This is a genomic window from Pseudomonas sp. LBUM1646 (assembly GCF_059716165.1).
Genome location: NZ_CP166810.1, coordinates 4,237,856 through 4,256,874 on the forward strand (window position 1 = coordinate 4,237,856; position 19,019 = coordinate 4,256,874).

General features: G+C 60.2%; 16 protein-coding genes. 7 read left to right on the plus strand and 9 right to left on the minus strand.

The window, feature by feature from the left end; translation table 11 throughout:
* Window positions 1–262: 262 nt before the first annotated feature.
* The 8 genes from ACA071_RS19375 to ACA071_RS19410 all read right to left on the minus strand — a co-directional run bounded on the left by ACA071_RS19375 (window position 263) and on the right by ACA071_RS19410 (window position 11,425).
* A complete protein-coding gene (locus ACA071_RS19375; RefSeq protein WP_497640647.1) occupies window positions 263–916 on the minus strand; it encodes a DUF1266 domain-containing protein in 654 nt (217 codons plus the stop codon).
* Between the two features lie 10 nt (window positions 917–926).
* Complete coding sequence (locus ACA071_RS19380; RefSeq protein ID WP_497640648.1) at window positions 927–2,147, minus strand: hypothetical protein; 1,221 nt, start codon at window positions 2,145–2,147, stop codon at window positions 927–929.
* Complete coding sequence (locus ACA071_RS19385; RefSeq protein ID WP_497640649.1) at window positions 2,138–4,456, minus strand: hypothetical protein; 2,319 nt, start codon at window positions 4,454–4,456, stop codon at window positions 2,138–2,140. Before ACA071_RS19385 ends, ACA071_RS19380 begins: the two co-directional genes overlap by 10 nt.
* Window positions 4,457–4,840: 384 nt before the next feature.
* Window positions 4,841–5,641, minus strand: a complete 801-nt coding sequence (locus tag ACA071_RS19390) for an energy transducer TonB (RefSeq protein WP_497640650.1) — start codon at window positions 5,639–5,641, stop codon at window positions 4,841–4,843.
* Entirely contained in the window at window positions 5,638–6,084 is a 447-nt protein-coding gene (tolR, locus tag ACA071_RS19395) for a protein TolR (RefSeq protein WP_497640651.1), read from the minus strand. Before tolR ends, ACA071_RS19390 begins: the two co-directional genes overlap by 4 nt.
* A 22-nt stretch (window positions 6,085–6,106) precedes the next feature.
* A complete protein-coding gene (gene tolQ / locus ACA071_RS19400; protein ID WP_497640652.1) occupies window positions 6,107–6,817 on the minus strand; it encodes a protein TolQ in 711 nt (236 codons plus the stop codon).
* Window positions 6,818–6,913: 96 nt separating this feature from the next.
* Window positions 6,914–8,776 (minus strand): phytase, encoded by a 1,863-nt coding sequence (locus tag ACA071_RS19405; protein WP_497645349.1) that lies wholly within the window; start codon window positions 8,774–8,776, stop codon window positions 6,914–6,916.
* A 105-nt stretch (window positions 8,777–8,881) separates the two neighbouring features.
* Entirely contained in the window at window positions 8,882–11,425 is a 2,544-nt protein-coding gene (locus tag ACA071_RS19410; RefSeq protein ID WP_497640653.1) for a TonB-dependent receptor, read from the minus strand.
* A 393-nt stretch (window positions 11,426–11,818) separates the two neighbouring features.
* Here ACA071_RS19410 and ACA071_RS19415 point away from each other — a divergent pair, with 393 nt between their 5' ends.
* Together ACA071_RS19415 and ACA071_RS19420 are read left to right on the plus strand one after the other, a co-directional pair.
* Window positions 11,819–12,733 carry a GGDEF domain-containing protein gene (locus ACA071_RS19415; RefSeq protein ID WP_497640654.1) on the plus strand — a complete coding sequence of 305 codons (915 nt, stop codon included), beginning with the start codon at window positions 11,819–11,821 and terminating at the stop codon, window positions 12,731–12,733.
* Window positions 12,734–12,742: 9 nt separating this feature from the next.
* A complete protein-coding gene (locus ACA071_RS19420) occupies window positions 12,743–13,780 on the plus strand; it encodes an AraC family transcriptional regulator ligand-binding domain-containing protein (RefSeq protein WP_497640655.1) in 1,038 nt (345 codons plus the stop codon).
* 61 nt (window positions 13,781–13,841) lie between these two features.
* On the opposite strand, the gene ACA071_RS19425 is transcribed toward ACA071_RS19420, so the two are convergent.
* On the minus strand, window positions 13,842–14,768 hold the full coding sequence (locus ACA071_RS19425; protein WP_497640656.1) for a LysR family transcriptional regulator: 927 nt from the start codon (window positions 14,766–14,768) through the stop codon (window positions 13,842–13,844).
* Window positions 14,769–14,919: 151 nt separating this feature from the next.
* Here ACA071_RS19425 and ACA071_RS19430 point away from each other — a divergent pair, with 151 nt between their 5' ends.
* From ACA071_RS19430 to ACA071_RS19450, 5 genes are all read left to right on the plus strand, one after another.
* Window positions 14,920–16,125: an MFS transporter gene (locus ACA071_RS19430; RefSeq protein WP_497640657.1), complete on the plus strand. Its 1,206-nt coding sequence runs from the start codon at window positions 14,920–14,922 to the stop codon at window positions 16,123–16,125.
* 132 nt (window positions 16,126–16,257) lie between these two features.
* Window positions 16,258–16,689, plus strand: a complete 432-nt coding sequence (locus ACA071_RS19435; protein WP_497640658.1) for a DUF6130 family protein — start codon at window positions 16,258–16,260, stop codon at window positions 16,687–16,689.
* 674 nt (window positions 16,690–17,363) lie between these two features.
* Window positions 17,364–17,816, plus strand: a complete 453-nt coding sequence (locus ACA071_RS19440; RefSeq protein WP_497640659.1) for an Ohr family peroxiredoxin — start codon at window positions 17,364–17,366, stop codon at window positions 17,814–17,816.
* A 77-nt stretch (window positions 17,817–17,893) separates the two neighbouring features.
* Entirely contained in the window at window positions 17,894–18,346 is a 453-nt protein-coding gene (locus ACA071_RS19445) for an Ohr family peroxiredoxin (RefSeq protein ID WP_497640660.1), read from the plus strand.
* A gap of 172 nt (window positions 18,347–18,518) precedes the next feature.
* On the plus strand, window positions 18,519–18,977 hold the full coding sequence (locus ACA071_RS19450) for a MarR family winged helix-turn-helix transcriptional regulator (protein ID WP_497640661.1): 459 nt from the start codon (window positions 18,519–18,521) through the stop codon (window positions 18,975–18,977).
* The last annotated feature ends 42 nt before the right edge of the window (window positions 18,978–19,019 follow it).

Genomic DNA, 19,019 nt, shown 5'->3' on the forward strand with positions numbered 1-19,019 from the left:
GTTGCAGGTCATGGGCCCAGAACAGTGACAGGAAGTATTCGCGGGTCCTGGCGATGATCCTCGAGGATCAGGCATTCATTGGCCAGGTCCGCCAGCGACACCCGCTCCTGCAAGGCCAGAGGGGCGGCTGGGAAATGTGCTTGGTGCGCGCCGCAACACTGACACTGCCTGGCTCGGCGGCGATGAAATACTCCAACCGACGGAAGATGAAGCCGATCATCGCAATGCGCCCTTTCGGATGCTTGAACCAACAGCTGCGCCGCTACCCCGCCAGAGCCGGGTCTAACGCCGCTGGCGTACGCCAGGGTATATCGTTCCAGGCACCGCTGCCGGGCGCCAGCAACTGGCGCAGATGCTGCTCGTGGAACGCTTCGCCCAGCGAGTCGACGCGAAACGCCGCCACCCACTGCTCGCGCCCCAGCTTATAAGCCTTGCCGAAATCTTCCCAACTGTCGAAACAGTCCTGCGCCCGCTGCGCATTGAGCAGCAGCACTCGCCAGGCGAGATCGGGCTCGAGCCAACGCATCAGTAGCGCACAACGGACCAGAAACGCCACCCGCGCGCAGGCAAAGGCCATGGCCGCACGCGGCTCATCGCCGGCCGTCAGCGCCTGCAGGTCGAGGCTGTACCATTTTTGTTCGAGGGTCGCACTGAAGTGCGCCCGCACCGCCTCGTCATTGCAATTGCTGCGTATCCCGGCCTGGTGCAGCAACGCTGCCCGCAGGATCTTCTGCGCTTGCTCGGTGAAGTGATCGCACGCCGGAGAGTAGAAGCCCTCGACTTCCATCGCATCGGCCATGGGCCTGGCCAGCAGCAGCGACCAGTGCTTGCGCTGGCTGAACAACGGCGCGCCGCGTGGCCGGAATGCTCGCCACAACAACCAGGCTGAAACAACACCTGCGATAAACAAAAACATGCTGCTCTCCTTACCTTGCCCGGGCCTGCCAGGCCTGGATTTCCTCGGCCTGGGGCGAGGTCATGTCAGGCCACGGCACACCTTCTGTGAGGTACAGCGGATCATTGGGCTGACGCTCAATGCGTTTGCTGAAAATATGCCGGGTGGCGTACTTGACCGACACCGCTTGCGGGGCAATCTGCAAGAACTGCTGCGGCTGACGCCCGGCCACCAGCCATTCGACCATGGCCGAAGGCGCATCGAGGCGCTCGTACAGTTGCGGATAACGGGCTACCAGGCGCGTCTGGGCGGTCGGGTCGCTGACCTCTTCGATGCGCAGCCAGCCGGCTTCGGTGCACACGATGCCGATGGCGATGCAGTCGGCGGGCGTCTGCTGGTCAGTGCCCAGGGCATTCAGGCACTGCAGCAGGTCCTGGTAATAGCGTTCGACCGGCGGCCGGTTCTGCTTGCCCTTGACTTGCTCGACGGTCAAGGTGCCGTCGGTCTGGACGATCAGGCTGATGGTGATGTGTGGCTGACCCTGGCCGTCGCGAAAACTGAACACGCGCATGCGCCGCTGCTCCACCGCTTCGGCATAGCGCTCGCCGTAGCCGCCGCTCAAGGCGCGGCGATCGGCAAACTGGCCCAGGCAGTGGCGCATCACGTAGCTTTCAAAGGCCATTTCCGCGCGCAGCGAAGAACTCTCGGGGCGCAGCTCCTGCAATACGTGCTCAGCGGTGGTCACCCGCGTGAGCAAGGCCTCGGGCTGGCTCTGGCGCCAGCCCTGCTCGACCCGCGCAGCCATCTGCACGTGTTCCTTTTGCCACAGCGCCAGCGCCTGCGGGCAGTTGATACGGTCGAGCTTGCCGGCCAGCGCCGTGCCCTGACGCGAGGTCAGGAATTCCACCAGCAAGGCCTCCTGGGCCAGCAGCGGCGCCTGCTGCGGATCGACCCAGACCAGCGGCGCAAGCGCCGGCTGCGAATCTTTGCCGGCGTCGCTCAAATGCCTGACCACCCATGACGGCGGCGCGGTTCCCAGTGCCTCGACAGCCTGCTCCAGGGTCAGGATCCGCCGCGCAGGCTCGAAGTTGCCGACCAGATGACGGTAGAAATGGTTGAGCAACCATTTGCCCACCTCTGGCGCATCACTGCGGGCCTTGCTGCGCTCGGCAATGCCGCGCTTGAGTTGATCGGCATTGAGTGCGTTGCGCGGGGCGTAACCGGACTGTCGCAGCTCCGGTGTCACTTCCATATCTGCCACCAGGCCTTGGCCGGTTTTTCCGAAGCCAGCAGCTCGGCGATGCTCTGGCGGAAGATTTCATTGTTGCCCTGGTCAACCTCGCTGTTCGGATCACTGCGCAGGATGGAGCGCTGGTAATAGGCCAGGGCCTCTTCCTTGCGCCCGAGGCCCTTGAGCACATCGCCGGCGCAGCCCAGCAGGGAGGGTTCGTCGCGTTCGTCGATGTGCGGCGCGTAACGCAGCCACAGGTTGGTGGCCGCCTCCGGCAGGCTGTACGACAGGTACGTGGCAACTTTTATCCGTGCAAACAGCGCCGAGTACTCCAGCTCCTTGTCGCTGATTCCGCGCTCTTCCTGCCATTTGAGAATACGCTCCAGCCAGATCAGAATCTCGCGTTCGCGGTCCAGGCGGTACAGGGCGCGGGTGACGTCTTGCAGGTATTCTTCCGGGTCGTGGCGGCTGTAGCCAAAGTCGGCTGCGTAGTGCCAGAGCTGTTCGGCGGCTTCGGCGATGCCCGGGTTACCCTGCAGCAGAATACGGTTGTGGAGGATGCCCTGATAATGTTCTGCGAACGTGCTGGCGGCGATGCCGCGGGTATGCAGCTCAAGGGCCTGTTCATACATGCTGTTGTAGCAGCGGTAGTTGATCGCCAGGTTGTTGCACAGCATCGAGTACAGGTGCGCGCAGGCATCGAAGCGGTGCCCGCGGCCGCTGGCGAAGCATTGCTCCATACGGGACTGGCCGTGTTCGTAGGCAACCTTTTGTACTTTTCGCAGCAGCACCCAGGCCGGTTCTGCCTCCTCGCTCGAGAGCTTCTCGACATGTGTTTCGACCAGGTCCTCGAGGGCGTTCGCAAACTGGTAGTAGTACATACCACTAGCCATTGGCGGCAAGGGTTGGCGCAGGGCATCGATAATGCCAAACACACTGGCATGGGCGCTGAACAGGCTGTAGGCACTGCGGTTGTCCTGCATTTCGCCGGCCGGGACGGCCTCGCGCAGCATCGTAAGTTCGGTGTTGGCGTCGATGCGCCCGGCCTGGCGTTCACGCACCGCCATCAGGCGGGTGATCCACGGGTGGTTCGGCGCACGGCGCCGGGCTTGTGCAAGGGCCTGGACGAAGACGTTGTCGATCTGCTCAAGGTCATCGCGCGCGCCATGCAGCGCATCGAGCAGCGGGCCCTGGGACGGCGTCGACTCGTCACGCCACGGCAGGCCGGAAATGAACCGCTCCAGCACCGATTGATCGTCACAGGCACGCATCACGCACAACGGCCACCACGCGGACGGGTCCTCGGCATCGAGCAGGCGATCGTGTACCCAGAAGGCCGTGCCCGGCCACATTTCGCCGCGCATTTCATAGATTTCCATGAACGCACGTTGCCCGGCCTCGTCGTTTTGGCCGCTCTCAAGCAGCCAGGGCAAATGGAAGTTAACGAAGTTGTCACCGCCGCTGGACTCCAGGCTCAGCGTCGCCACTTCACAGATTTTCAATGCGCCGGCCAGGTCGCCCAGGGCCTTTAATGAGCGGGCAGCCAGACGCGCCAGACGCACTTCCCATTCCCGGCGCTGGGGCAGCGATAATTCGGCGATCAACTGCACCACAGGTTGCTCGAACATCGCCAGGCGCAGCGGCACGATTTCGATCAGCGCATCGCCCAGCCACAGCCAGTCGTTACCGTCGACATCCTGATCTTCGCCGGCGGTGCGCAACGCGGCAATTGCCGCCAGCGCGGCTTCGCGAGCCTCTTCGTCACGTTCATGGGCGGCCAGCACCCGGGCCCGGCGCCGGTGTTGATCGGCATCGTCCCAGGCCCGCAGGGCGTGACGGCCGGGGTTGATCAGGGCCAGGGTATGACGCACCTCGATGGCCTTGAGGGCGACGTCGAGGGTGGTGTGCTGCAGATCGTCGAAAATGCGGTAGCGCCGGTACTGCTCGATGTCGAATGGCAGCCGCTCGTTGCTCAGTTGCTGCAGGGTGTCGAGCGCCTGCAGCAGGCCCTGCTCGTCTTTGAAGTAGTTGCCCAGCCGCAGTTGGTAGATCAGCAGGTTGACCTTGAGTTCGTTGCGCGCGTCGTCAGGCGTAGCGTCGAGCAGTGCCTGGCCGTCGTCGGCCAGTACCGCCTTGGCCGCGTCAGCGTCACCGGCGTTGACCCACAGCACGTGCAGACGGTCGATCGACTCCAGCGAGGCCGCTTTGAGCGGCTGGGCGCGCAGCTGGCCCAGCAGGTAGTCGGCACCGTGCTCCTGATGCTCGACCTCAAGACGATCCATGAATTGATCCAGCTGAATACCGGACAGCACGGTACTGTTTTGCGTCATTGTGAACTCCCTTTGCGAATGACTGTGCATTGCCCGATACACCCTGCGCCGGCGCCCTCGAGTGGAGCAACGGGTGCGTACGTCTGCCTTGGACAGGCCACGAATGACGAAAGGGATCGGGCAATACAGCGAGGTGCGGCACGCTACCAGTTGGCGTTTGAAAAACCAAGAGCGCGCGAGGGGGCAAAGTCAGTGATTAATGTGCAAACAGCGGAGCGACACTGCTCCAGTTCACGGTTACGCCAGATACCCCTAACGATTGCCAATATGAAGGAACACGGCCGACTACTTTTCAGCCAAAGGCGATGACAACCTATCCCCTTCCATGGAGTGCGGCGAACAGGCCAGGTCTAGTGATCCCATCCCCGCCGCGCTCGAAATCTCTCACTTGATCCTGAAGTGAAAGGTGTTGCGCACCGACGGCACTGCGACGGCCACACCCTCGACGATGCGCGGCTGATAACGGAAGGTTTGGGCGGCCGCCAACGACGGACGAATGAATAAGGGGTGGCAGCCGTCCAGCACTTTGGGGTTCTCGATCTGGCCCTTCGGGTTGACGGTGTATTCCACGGAACAGTCGCCCTCGATATTTTTGTCCAGCGCCCGTGCCGGATACTCCGGCGCTTCCTTGCTCAGTGGCAGGTACTGACGGCTGTCAGCTGCGGCTTGCTGGCGGGCGCGCTCGGCGCTCTGTCGGGACTGCTCCGCTTGCTGGGCTTGTTGTTGGGCCTGGCGCTGTTGTTCGGCGGCCTGCTCGCGCTCCCGAGAAGCCTGTTGCTGACGTTGCTGCTCGGCCTGTTGTTCGCGCTGGCGCTCTTCGACCCGTTTGCGCGCCAGGGCCGCTTGCTCGATCTTGCGCGCCTGGATCTGCGGGTCGATCAGCGGCTTGGCCGGTTCGACCGGCACTTTCGGCGTCACTGCCGCGGCAGCAACCACAGGCTCGGCCACTGGCGCAGGCGGCTGGACTGTCGGCGCCACCATCACCAGTTGCGTGGTCATGACCTTCGGTGGTTTCACCGCTGGCACGTCGGGGGACCAGTTGTGGATCAACACCATCACCACGACGCCATGCAGCGCCACCGCCAGACCCGCCGCGAAGCTGTGTTGCCATAGGTCGCTGCGCCGCATCGAGGTCCATTTCCCGGTCGCCAGCGGTGCCGTGTCGTGCAGGATCATCGTTGTCATTGCGGGGCCTCGGTCACCAGCCCGAGGTTGCTCACGCCGCCCTGTTGCAACGCCGCCATGGCCGCCACGACACTGCCGTAACCGGCGTTCTGGTCCGCCCGGATATACACTTGCGTGTCTTGTCGCTGGGCGATGATCTGCTCGACCTTGGCGCGCAGTTCATCGAGGCCCACAGCGCTGTCGGTCTGGTGCTGGGTGTCGAGTTCACCGCCCAGGTTCCAGTAATAGCCGCCCTCGGCTTTCACCGACAGAGTGAGAATCTGCTGGCGCGTGTCGTTGACCAACGCCTCACTGGCGACCTTGGGCAGCTCGATTTTCACCCCTTGGGTCAGCATCGGTGCAGTCACCATGAAGATCACCAACAGCACCAGCATCACGTCGATGTAAGGCACTACGTTCATCTCGGCCTTCGGCCCATGCTTGCGTTGCGGCCTGACTAGCATCTTGCCTCTCCTTAAAGTCCGTTCAAGCCGCAGCGGCCAGGTTCAACGGCGCGCCGTGCAACGTGCGGTGCAGGCGCACTTGCAGCTCGTTGCCGAAGGCGTAGTAACGCGTGAGCAGTGTTTGGCTGCGCGCCGCGAAGCGGTTGTAGGCGATCACTGCCGGGATCGCCGCGAACAGGCCGATAGCCGTGGCGATCAACGCCTCGGCGATGCCGGGCGCGACAGTCGAGAGCGTCGCCTGCTGCACTTGCGACAGTCCGATGAACGAATTCATGATCCCCCACACCGTGCCGAACAGACCGATGTAAGGACTCACCGAGCCGACCGTGGCGAGAAACTGCAACCCCTTTTCCAGGCGCACTTCCTCCTCGCTGATAGCGACGTACAGCGCCCGCTCGACGCCCTCCTGCACCACGTCGGCGTGGTGACCGGCTTGCTGGTTCAAATGGCAAAACTCTTGAAAACCTGCGCGAAAAATCGGTTCGATCCCGGCCTCCACGTCCTTGACCTGTGCGGTTTCGCGCAGCAACGACAGCAACTCCGGTGCACTGCGAAAGCGCTGCATGAAGCTGTTCAACCCGCGCTCGCGGCGGTGCAGCACACGGCTGCGCTGGATGATCAGGTACCAACTGAGCAACGAGGCCAGCAACAGCGTGAGCATCACGGCTTTGACCAATAGGCTGGCGTCGCTGATCAGCCCCCAGATCGTCATGTGTTCGAGCGTGGCCTGCATGGTGAAACTCCTTGTGTGGTGCGTCGCGACCGTTGATGCGCAACGGCCGCGAGGCTATTCGATGGAAAATTGATGACCGAATGATGACGGTCCGGATCAGGGCAGCTTCAGCGCTTGGGCGACCTCGGCCCAGGGCACGAATTTAAAGTTCTGGGCTTGTTCGGGCATGCGCTTGCGGCCGTCCTGCACCACCAGCATGCCGTGACTCCAGGGGCCACTGAGGTTGACCGAGGTCACCTCCAGACCATCGGTTTCCGACGCGCCGTCGATGCCCGCCTCCGCGTTCAAACCAACCCGGAACGCGCCATGACTGGCGAACGGCGGCTCGGCGTCGAGCACCAGGTAGCTATCGTTGCCCTGGCTGGACACCACCAGATAGTCCCGCCCCGCACTTTGATACAGCGCCAGGCCTTCGACATCCGCCTGCAACTGCGCGCCGACCTTGATCACGCTGGTCAGCGTCGCCGGTTGATCGGCGCGCGCGTCTACGGCCCAGACCCCGACATCCTCTTCTCCGAGAAACAGCCGTTGGCGCTGGTCGTCGGCGACACAGCCTTCCGGCTGGCTATCAACCTTGAACTGGCGCACCAACTCACCCTGGGCCCGGCCATTCGCCGCACTGAGGCGGTATTGCAAGAAGGTGCCGTCCTTGTCGTTGGCAATCGCGTAGAGCTCGCCGCTGGCCGGCTGAAACAGGCAGATGCCGTAGATGTCTTTGAGCGGCGTGGCCACTTCGCCGATGTCGCGAAGCTCGCCACTGCTGCGGTCGATGGCGAACAGGCTGAGGCTGTTGTGATCGCGATGGCTGGCCACCGCGACGTCCACTGTTTGCTCGCCGAGCTTGAAGTTGGGTCGAACATCGACGTTGTTCAAGCGCCCGACCGGCAACTCCTGGAGCAATTTTCCTTGCAGGTCATACGCCAACAGACCCTGTTTTTTATTGGTGCCCAACACCCGACTGAGGGCCGGTTGTTGCGGGTGAATCCAGATCGCCGGATCGTCCGCGGCATCGCCCTGACGGGCCATCGGATCAGTCTGAACACTCGCCAGCACGCTCGGCAACACCGGCGCCAGGGGTACCGGTTTAGCTTGCCAATCGATCTGGCCCTGATACACACGCCCGTCGGCATCGTCTCGGATCAACACTTGCAGACCGTTGCCGGTGTTACGCAGGGCGAGGCTTTCCGGTTCTTTGAGACCGGCCAACGGCAAGGTTGCCTGGGACGTCCAGCGCTCGCCCTGCTGCTGATACAAGTGCAGTTGCGCCGCTTTCGGGTCGAGTCCGACGACGCCACCGGGGACCAACGCCAGCGCACCGGCAGCGCGCTTGATGTCGCCGAAGGGTTCACGCATCGCCACGGGTGTGCGGGTCACATCGGCTTCCGCGTGAGCCGGGTACGCCCACCAACCGACGTTTTCTTCGTTGACCACCAGTTGGTGCGCAGCGTCATCGACCTGACAAAACTGCGCCGACGGTGGCAACGGCACACTGCGTACCTTTTGTGCCTGGGCGTTCAGGACGTTGCCGTTGCCCAGCAGCCATTGCTCGCCCTTGCCCTCCTCGCCCACCAGAAATACAAACAGATTGCTGGCGTCGTCTCGGTACAGGCACAGGCCGTTCATCCCGAAGTCCCGCGTCGGCACATACAGCGGCGTACCCCACGTGCGCTTGGCCGAATCCAGGCCGACCACCATCGCTTGCTGGCGGCTGTTGTCGAGGCTGGCGACAAACACCTGCTGTGCGGTGGCGCGGCTGTCGAGGCTGCTGAATGAACCGTTCATTCGAGCCAGTTCGGCACCGTTGGCATCCAGCAAAAGCAAGCCATCACGAGGGCTGACCGCCAGGCGTTGATCGGCAGACAGGAATACCAGTTCCTCGACCTTGAGGTTCGGCGCCCATGGCGTGAGCGTCAGGCCAGGCGTCGCCGCCAGGGTCTGGCCAGCGGCCAGGCTTATCATCGCCGCCAGCAGGCAGTGTATGTGTCGCAAAGAAATAGTCATTAACAGGCAGAGTCCTTGTCGTGCATCCATCGCGACGGCAGCACCGGGCTGCCGTCCCGGCACTTAGAAATGGGTGAAAGTCAGGCCGAGCTTGTAGGTCGGGCCGTACTCTTCGTATTGGCCGTTGTAGGAGCGTTGGCCGGTGTAGACGAAGTAGGACTCGTCGGTGAGGTTTTGCGCCTCGAAGCTCACTTGCAGGTTTTTCGTCAGCGAGTAGCGCGCACTGAAATCGACGAAGGTCTGGGAATCGACGTGCAGGTCGTGGGCCTTGTCGTTGATCGGAGCCAGCTCATAGAGGTAGTCCGACTTGTAGTTGGCCGACAGGCGCAGGCTGAGTTTGTCGTCTTCCCAACCGAGCATCAGGTTGCCGACGGTGTCCGACTGGTTCGGCAAATCGATGCTGCGTTTGAGATTCGTCCCGCTGGCGGCGTCGAAGCCTTTGATCTCGGCGTCGGAACGACTGAAGGTGGCGTTAGCCCCGACCAGCAAGCCGTTCCAGGGTGCCGGTAGCCAGTCAAACTGCTGCGAATAGGCCAGTTCCAGCCCGTACAGTTTGGCGCTGTCACCGTTGGCAAAGGTGTGGGCTTCGGCGAAGTCCACCCAGGCGCCGGTGCCTGCCACATCGGTGTTGTAGACGAAGTTCTTGATGTCCTTGTAGAACACAAAAGCCGAGACCGTGCCGGCACGTCCCATGAAGTGCTCGATACCGAGGTCGAGGTTGCTCGACTCCAGCGGATTGAGATCAGGATTGCCAAACGTGGCCTCGTCGCCGTCGATGACAAAGCCCGGCGCCAATTGGCCAAAAGTCGGGCGCACCACGGTCTTGGTCCAGGCCGCACGCACCTGGGTGTTCTTGTCCAGTTGGTAACGCGCATGCAAGCCCGGCAACCAGTGGTGATATTTACGTTTGGTGTCGGTGGCCTCGAACTCGCCATCGTTGACGCCAGTGCCTTTGGCATCGAACTCGGTGCCCTCGTAGCGCAAGCCGGCAATGAACCGCCAGTCGTCGATGTCGAAGGTGTTCATCAGGTAACCGGCGTTGATGTCCTCGCTCATCTTGAAGTCATTGACCGCCGATTCCACTGGATCGTAGAAGTCGTCCCGGTTCAGCCCGCCGATCAACTGCTTGATCGCACGGCCACTGATGCCCGGCCCGAACTGGCCGAGACGGTAGTCCACCGAGCCTTTGCGGAACTGGTTGAGGTTGAGCTGTTCATCGTTGAACCCCAGGTCGTCGAAGTCTTCGTACACCCAGGCGTCGAGGTTGTTGTCCTTGTTGCGCCGGCTGACCTTGCCGCCGAACTTGACCTGTGAGGCGTATCCGTTGAGGTCGTAATCACGGGCCAGGTCCAGGCGCAGGTTTTTCTCGGTGTCGGTGGTGTTCTGTTTTTCCCAATCGACTTTATCGAGGGTGAAATTGTTCGGGTCGTAGAACCCCTGTCCAATGATCGGCCGTGGCTTGTCGTTGCTATAAAAGCCGCTGTCAGTGAAATCGTCATTGCCCTCGAACACGGCGTTGGCGATGTGGCCGGGGCTGTCTTCACTGGAGCGGCTGTAACCGGCCTGACCGCTGAGGGTCCACAGACCGAACAGGCGTTCACCGCCCAACACGTACGACTGAATTTCCTGGGTCTCTTCGCGCTGCTTGAGCTTGCGCGTGCCTTCGGCATCGCCCAATTCACCGGCCGCCTGCGGGTCGGCGAACTCGAAGCTGGTGGAGTTGCGGGTTTCGCTGTCCTTGTAACGGCTGTACAGGGTGCGCAGGTAATAGCTGCTCAGGTCATCGGGTTTGTAGTCGAAGTTCAGGCCGCCGCCGGTGCGTTCCCGGCTGATGTCGTAGTCGCGTTGCTCGAATTCTTCCAGGCGAGCACCGCGCTGAAAATCCCAGGCGCCGCCGGTTTCGACGTTGTCCGAACCAAAGTCACGCTTCTGCCAACTCAGGGCCGCCGCCACGCCAAAGTTATCGATGCCGTCGCCAAGGCTGAAACGGTCGCTGACCGCGCCGGAAAATTTCGGGCTGGTCTGGTGGGTGTTCTTGTCGTAACTGGCCTCGCTACTGCCGGTGTAGAACAATCCCGGGTGATCGAAGGCCGACAGGCTGCGGACATCGACCGTGCCTCCCAGGGAGTTGGCGTCCATGTCCGGCGTCAGGGTCTTGATCACCGACAGCGATTGCACCAGCTCCGAAGGCAACACATCGAGGGCCACGGCGCGGCGTTCGCTTTCCGGGGAAGGCACCAGCGTGCCGTTGATGGTGACGCTGTTCAGGTCCGGGCCCAAGCCCCGCACGCTGACAAACCGCCCCTCGCCCTGATCACGCTCGACACTGACACCCGGCAGGCGCTGCACCGCTTCGGCGACGTTCTCGTCCGGCAACTGCGCCATGCCATCGGCATGCACCACGCTTTCGATAGTGTCGGAGCGGCGCTGCTCCTTGAGCGCCGAGTCGATGCTCGCCGCCTGACCGACCACTTCGACATGCTCGACATTGGCCGTGGCGTCAGCGGCGCTCAACCGTTCACTGGCCAACGCCATGGTCAACGCCGTGAGCGTGAAACTGAAGATCCCGGCGGTGCCGCGGCGCGGATGACTGCTGCGCTGGTACATGAATGTCCTCCCCCAAAGAGTCCGTTAACGCCAGGCAAGTGGCCCGGCAACTGGGAGGGCAAGCTAGGCACGGGGCGTGACGGTTCTGTGACAGCACTGGGCAGCAAGCCCCTGAAACTGCCCGTTTTCAGGGCATTGGGGGTGGGAATGAGCTGAAATGACCTGCTGACAATAACGGTGAGTTAGCCGGCTCGCTGTTGGATGTGCTGACACCCTCGTCGGAACGCCGTTCGGAGAACGCGAGCGCTGATAGGAAAGCGCTGCGCGGCGCTGAAAAAAACAATTCGCGGTGAGCTGATTCGACCTCCCCCTTCCCTTCGCGCCTCGTCACCCGACTGTCACAAACATCTGCTGTGCTGGCGCGCATCGCTTCCTCATCCAAGGACCACTGTCATGTTCTCAGTGCTCAAGCCCCACCGTTGGAAACTCACCGCCCTGCTGCTGGCGGCCAACCTCGGGTTGTTGCTGCATTTGGCTTTCGGCGACCTGAAAGCCGTCAGTGAGTGGGTCTGGCTGGACATCATCGGCGAAGGCGGTTCGGCGCTGCTGGCATTGGTCTGGCTGGGGCTGGTGCTCAAAAGCCGCCCCGCCGGACGGGTCACCAACTACCTGGCGCTCGGGCTCAGTTGCATCTTTTTCTCCTGGTGGATCGACAGCCTCGACGAGTTCATCCGCCTGCCTGACAGCATCACCTGGGACCACTGGCTGGAGTCCGGGCCGATGCCGGTGGGCATGATTCTACTGACCATCGGCATCTATCACTGGCATCGCGAGCAACTGGCGATCAGCGCGCAGATGGAGAAACGCGAGCGGCTGTTTCGCGAACATCGACTGTTCGACAAACTCACACCGCTGGGCAGTGCCGACTACCTCAAACGGCAACTGGCCGACAGCCTTGCCGACAGCATCAGGCAACAACAACCGCTGTCGCTGCTGGTACTGGATCTGGACAACTTCGCCTCAATCAACCAGAACTTCGGACATGCCGAGGGCGATGCCGTGTTGCAAGCCCTGAGTCATTTGCTGCTGCTCAACTTGCGCCGGCAGGACCTGCTTTGCCGTCTGGCCGGCGACCGTTTCGTGGTGCTGCTGCCCAACACTGGCGAGCGTCAGGCGCAGCTCCTGGCGCAAGAGCTGCAACACGCCGTGCACAGCCTGGCGCACAAGACCCGCCAACATGGCGAACGCCTGCAACTGGCGGCCAGTACGGCGGTGGTAATGGCCCTCGACGAGACGCCCGAAACCCTGCTTAAACGCCTGAACCTGGCGCTGGCACGGGCCAAGCAACCACTGGCCAAAAGCGCCTGAGGCCCGGCGATGACCGTCAAAACCACTTGGTACGAAACCGACAGCCGTTTCATCCCCGGGCATTACCAACCCGCCACGTTGATCGATCTGGCGTTGTCCCGGGACATAGACAGCCATCGCCTGCTACGCGGCACAGGGTTGTTCCATGAAGACATTCTGGCGGGCCAGACTCGCCTGAGCCCGCAGCAGTTTCTGCAACTGATCGGCAATAGCCGGCGCCTGCTGGATGCCGACGACAGCAGTTTCCTGTTCGGCCAACGGTTATTGCCCGGGCACTACGGAGCCGTCAGCCACGCCTTGCGCCACGCGCAAAACCTGCACCAGGCCCTCGACTCGCTGGTGCAGCAACAGGCGTTGCTCAGTCCGTTGGCCACGCCCCGCCTGTTGCTCGATGAACAGTTCGCCTACGTCTATTGGCTGGACAGTTGCAGCGCTGGCGAGCAATGGCGATTCCTGCTGGAAGCGAGCATGACCTCGCTGGTGGCCATGAGTCAGTGGCTCAGCGGCCGGCGCCTGCCGTGGGTGTGCAGCCTCAGCCATGCCGAGCCGCGGTACGTCGAACAGTATTGGGTGCACCTGGGCGAAGACACCCAGTTTAAACGTCCGCTGGACCTGATGCGCATCCCCCGGGAATACCTCGCCCAACCCTGGCCCAACGCCTCCGCCACCGCCGGCCAGGTCGCCCGCCTGGAAGCCGTGGGGCAAATCGAGCAACTGGGCTTTGCTGCAAGCTTCACCGACTGCCTCTACAACTACTTGCTGGATCAGGTGCGCCAACCGCCGAGCCTGGAACAAGCCGCCCAGGCCTTCGCCATGAGCCCCGCCACCCTCAAGCGCAAGCTGCAAAAACACGACACCGGTTTTCAGCAGCAAGTGGATCGGGTGCGCAAACAGGTGGCGCTCTATCTGTATCAAGTCAAAGGACTCAGCAACGAGGAAGTGGCCGACTACCTGAGCTTCAGCGATGCAGCCAACTTTCGTCGCTCATTCAAACGCTGGACGGGCAGCACACCGAACCTGATCCGCCAGTTGTTCAGCATCGGTTGACCCGCGAGTCCCTGACGCTGCAACGGCCACGTCGACCGGTTGAATCCACAGCCAAAAGCGGTCATTGGATTTTGCTAGCAGACGGCACCAAATTAGCGGCAAGTTCCTCCAGTAACGCACTGACCTTGGGAAGCGCCTGTCGACTTTTGATCCAAACCAGATTGATCGCCAGGCCATCGGTTGCCAAGTGAGGAAGCACTTCAACCAATGTCCCCTCTTCAAGCTGACGTTTGATCAACCATGAGGGTAACTGCGCGATCCCGCATCCTGCCGATACCGCGATCACCAGACCTTCGCCATCTCCCACAACGAACTTTGCGCCTATAGCCCTGCGTTCAATTTCGCCCGGATGCTTTCCTGAAAAACTCCAAGGGCTAACCGTTCCATCCACCCAGCCGTAAGCGATGCACTGATGATGTTCCAGATCGCGATCGGTCACGGGCGTGCCGTGCTTACTCAAATAGGCGGGAGACGCACAGAAGATATGCCACTCACTGCCCAGGTAGCGGTGTTCCAATGCGGCGGGCCAAACGTCCGAACCACCGATGCGTACGACGATATCGACACCTTCCTCGATAGGGTCGATGAAACGGTCGGAAAATGAAATGTGCGGGAGCAGCAGCGCATGTTCCTGGGCAAATCGCAAAATAATCGGAAGTGCCTGCAGACGGCCGAATGCACCTGGAAGGTCAATGCGAATCCTGCCACGAGGTTCAGTGTTTTCGGCAAGTAGGGACAGCTCAGCCTCTTCGAGGTCAGCCAGCACGCCTGTGCATGTGCGATAGAACGCAATCCCCGCATCCGTCAGTGACAAGCTTCGAGTTGTTCGGTGGAACAACCGAGTCCCAAGCCTGCCCTCCAATCTAGCTATCCCTTTGCTGATTGCCGAAGCCGTCAGACTCATCCGCTCAGCAGCGGCTTTGAAGCTGCCGGAGTCGGCGACGCAGACAAATACATCAATGCCCTTTAATCGTTCGGAGGAAAACATGGGCGCCCCGCATTCATGAATTGAGTTCTGTCTAGCAGATAAAAAACATCATAAATCAGAACACAATTCCGCAGTAAGCTTGATCGTGCATCAATCAACGCTGTGCGACTGGCGAATACCCTAAAACAACCTGCTGAACGATGAGGCAAGGATGCTGACCACGCTAAAAAACTATCCGACGACAATAAATTTGCTGCTATCGGCGTCCCTGATATTGACCCTGGCGCGAGCGATCACCCTGCCCTATCTGGTCATTTACCTTTCCGGAAGTTTCAGCTTGAGCGTCGCCGATATCGGCCTGGTCATTGGCAGCACACTGATCATCGGGTCGTTATTGAGTCTTTACGGTGGCTTTCTGGTCGACAAGATGTCCGGTTACCGGCTGATCCTGGGCTTCAGCGGTGTGTTCACGCTGGGTTTTTTCGGGACGTTTCTTGCTCGCGATCTTTGGCTGTTCTACAGCTGCCTGGTACTGATCAACCTGGCTTATGCGGTCATTGATATCGCGGTCAAATCAGGATTTGGCAGCCTGCTTCCCGTCACTGATCGCAGCGAAGTTTTCTCGATCAAATATACGCTGACCAATATCGGGTATGCCGTCGGCCCGTTTCTTGGCGCCGGGATGGCCAAGCTGGATATCAGCCTGCCATTCCTGTTATCTACCGGGCTTGGGGCAGGATTCTTCTTCATCTATTTCGTTTGGGGCGATAGAGACCTGAATGCTACCGATGAAGCTCAGAAACCCGCACCGTTTCTGGCCGTGGGAAAACTACTGCTCCGGGATTATCGGTTGGTGTGCTTCACCCTTGGCGGGCTGTTCAGCGCGGTGGTCTTTGGCCAATTCACCGCTTACCTCTCGCAGTATCTGGTGGTCACTACTACGCCAGAATCCACCTACCAGATCATCAGTACCGTTGTGGCGACCAACGCGCTGATGGTGATCGGGTTGCAATATTCCATAGGCAGAAAGATCTCCCACAGACACTTGAATTTGTGGCTGGCCGCGGGACTGAGCATGTTCATGTTGGGGTTGGCGGGTTTTGCCCTGTCGACCTCTATTCTGCTCTGGGTCATTTCCATGGCCATCTTCACGGTCGGCGAGATCATCGTTTTCCCCGCCGAGTACATGTTTATCGACAAAATCGCTCCGGACAACCTGCGCGGTATGTATTACGGAGCGCAAAACCTGCCCAACCTCGGCGCCGCACTGGGCCCGGTTCTTTGCGGAGCCGTATTGGCGACCCAGCGTCCTCACTACATCTTCTACATGCTCGCGCTATTCATCGTTGCAGGTGGACTGTTTTACTTCCTGGGAGCTTCCAATTTGAGCGCTAAAACGGGTAAGGATCCTGATTGACGGACAGCAATGAGGAGGCCGGTGAGGAATGTCCCGTCCTGAATAAGGTTTAGACCTTCTGATCTATTTCCAGGAGGGCAAAACCGGTCGGGTTGATCTAGCCTTGAATAAAATCACGCGGGAGAAAACTCCATGTCCCTCGTTCTCAGAAATCTGTTTGTCTTGGCCTTGGGAGGCTTTTTTTACTTCGCTGCATTCGCTCAAGAGGAAGCAGATTCCAATCATCCTCCGGCAATACTCCCGTTGGAATCTGAGACGCAGCCAAAACTCATTGCCTATCCGCCGCTTGCCGAGCCACTCGCCCGCGGTGTAGTGATCATTCAGTATCGAACTGAGCACGCCAGGATCATGCCGGTATTTGGCAAAGCCGCGAGTGACGTTTCGCCACGTCTCGGCCACCTCCACGTGACCGTTGATGACTGGAAAGGTACGTGGGCGCATACCAGTGAAGACCCGATTATCCTGGTTGGGCTGACGCCCGGTACTCACAAGGTTCTTCTGGAAGTGGCCGACCCCACTCACAAGATCCTCACCAGTACGACAGTGAGTTTTACAGTCCCCTAGAAGGCATACCATTCCATTGGCGGACGTCTTGTACCGCACAATCGCAATCCAGGATGATCGACCGTGCCGGAGTCAGGAAAACCTTTCCTGATGAGTTGTACGCAGCTCCGAAAAGCTGGTCGCAGAAGGCCTATCCCAAACTCGCGCATTACAACAAGCTGCCCAAAGGGAGGCACTTTGCTGCGTGGGAGCAGCCGGCGCTTTTCTCACAGGAAGTGCGGGCCGGATTTAAGTCACTGAGATAAGTGGCAAGCCCCCAGACAACGAAGTCCTGATTCTGGTTGTGTAAGGATCAGGATGACTCGGTTCGGATCGTTGATCGTCATGCGTGAAGGGATCCGAATCGCGCAACCAGAGGCTGAGGCCGAGCCTACCGCTCGTCGTCTAGCCGCAAAATAATCTTTGACATCACCAGGGCTTTGATTGAATATTTATCAATCGCATACGATTCAATCGAACGCGACAACAAACCCACAACTTGCCGTTTGGAGATTCAGCCATGAACACCGGAAGCCGCTACACAATGTCCTTCACTACCGATCACGCTTCCCATGGCCACAACGGCAACAACTGGATCACAGCAGCGGGCAACTGATAAACGTTGCCTTTTTAAACGCCATAAATAACGCATGCGATGCTATCGCACACAACTATTAAATCCTGAGGAATCACCCATGAGCAAGATCGAAAAAGTACTGGCGACCGGCAAAACCCACACCACCCTCAGCGGTGCCGACACTACCTTGCGCGGCCATAACGGCAACCTCGATATCGAGCTGTCGTCGCCAGGTTCCACTCAGCCGGCCCACGTCTTCGCCGCTACCCAGCCACACCCGAAAGCCGAGCAACTGTTTGCCGGCGCATGGTCGGCTTGTTACACCGCCGCGGTTGGGCTGGTGGCCCAGGAACGCAACATCGTATTGCCGGCGGATCTGGCCGTCGACATCGAAGTTGACCTGGGCCAGACTGGTCCGGCCTATTTCCTTCAGGCCCGACTGACCCTGCGCGTGCCGGGGCTGGCACACGATGTCGCGACCGAACTGGCGCACATCGCCGACTCCATCTGCCCGTACTCCAAAGCGACACGCGGCAATATCGACGTTGTCCTGAACGTAATTACGGCGTGATGCCGGGACGCATCGAAATCATCGCAAGCGATACAAGCGCGCACGAATCATAAACCTGTAAACCTGAGGGAATCATCATGAGCAAGATCGAAAAAGTACTGGTCACCGGCAAAACCCACACCACCCACAACAGTGCGGGCAACACGTCGCGCGGCCATAACGGCAGCCTCGACATCACACTGTCGTCGCCCGGCAGCGCCAAACCGGAACACGAACTCATCGCCGTGCAGCCGCACCCGAAAGCCGAGCAATTGTTCGCAGGGGCGTGGTCGGCCTGCTACATCGCAGCGGTGGGCCTGGCCGCCCAACAGATGAAGGTGACACTGCCGACCGACACGGCCGTCGACATCGAGGTGGATCTCGGCCAGACCGGGCCAGCCTACTTCCTCCAGGCTCGACTGACCCTGCGGGTGCCGGGCCTGGATCAAGGTGTTGCGACGGAACTCGCTCACAACGCCGATCAAATCTGCCCGTACTCCAAAGCAACACGCGGCAATATTGACGTCGCTATCAACGTCCTCACCGCATAACGCAACGCACCGTCAGCTCGCCAGGGGCAACCTTGGCGAGCCGGTTGTCGACGTTCATAGATTTGATGGCCTTGGATAGCAATTGCCAAAGGTGTGAGCACTTCCGACACCATCGCATGCGATGTATAGTCCAGCCATGCGCTCTATCCGTCTTCAGCCACAGAGAATGCTTATGAAACCCACTGAAAAGACATCCGCATTGGACCTGAAGCTTTCCGAATTCCTGTGTTTTGCGGTCTATTCCTCAAACCTCGCCTTTGGCAAGGCTTACAAACCGATGCTTGAACGGCTCGGCCTCACCTACACGCAATACATCACCCTGGTGGCGCTGTGGGAAGAAGACAACCAGACCGTTGGCAGCCTCGGCGAAAAGCTATTCCTCGAATCCAATACCCTCACACCGATCCTGAAGAAGCTGGAAGCAATGGGCTATTTGTTGCGCCAGCGTGACCCGGAAGATGAGCGTCAGGTGAGGATCAATCTTACGAAAGAAGGTCGAAAACTGCGTGAAGGCCTCTCCGAAGACGGCTTCCCGCAAACCGGTCTTGATCCTGACGATTTTGTGCAAATGCAGAAGGCGATTGTGAAATTGCGCGAAAATCTCATTCGCACGACGAAAGACAGGGACTGATTTCCATTGGGAAATAAATCAGTCCCTTTTTACACCTTTTAC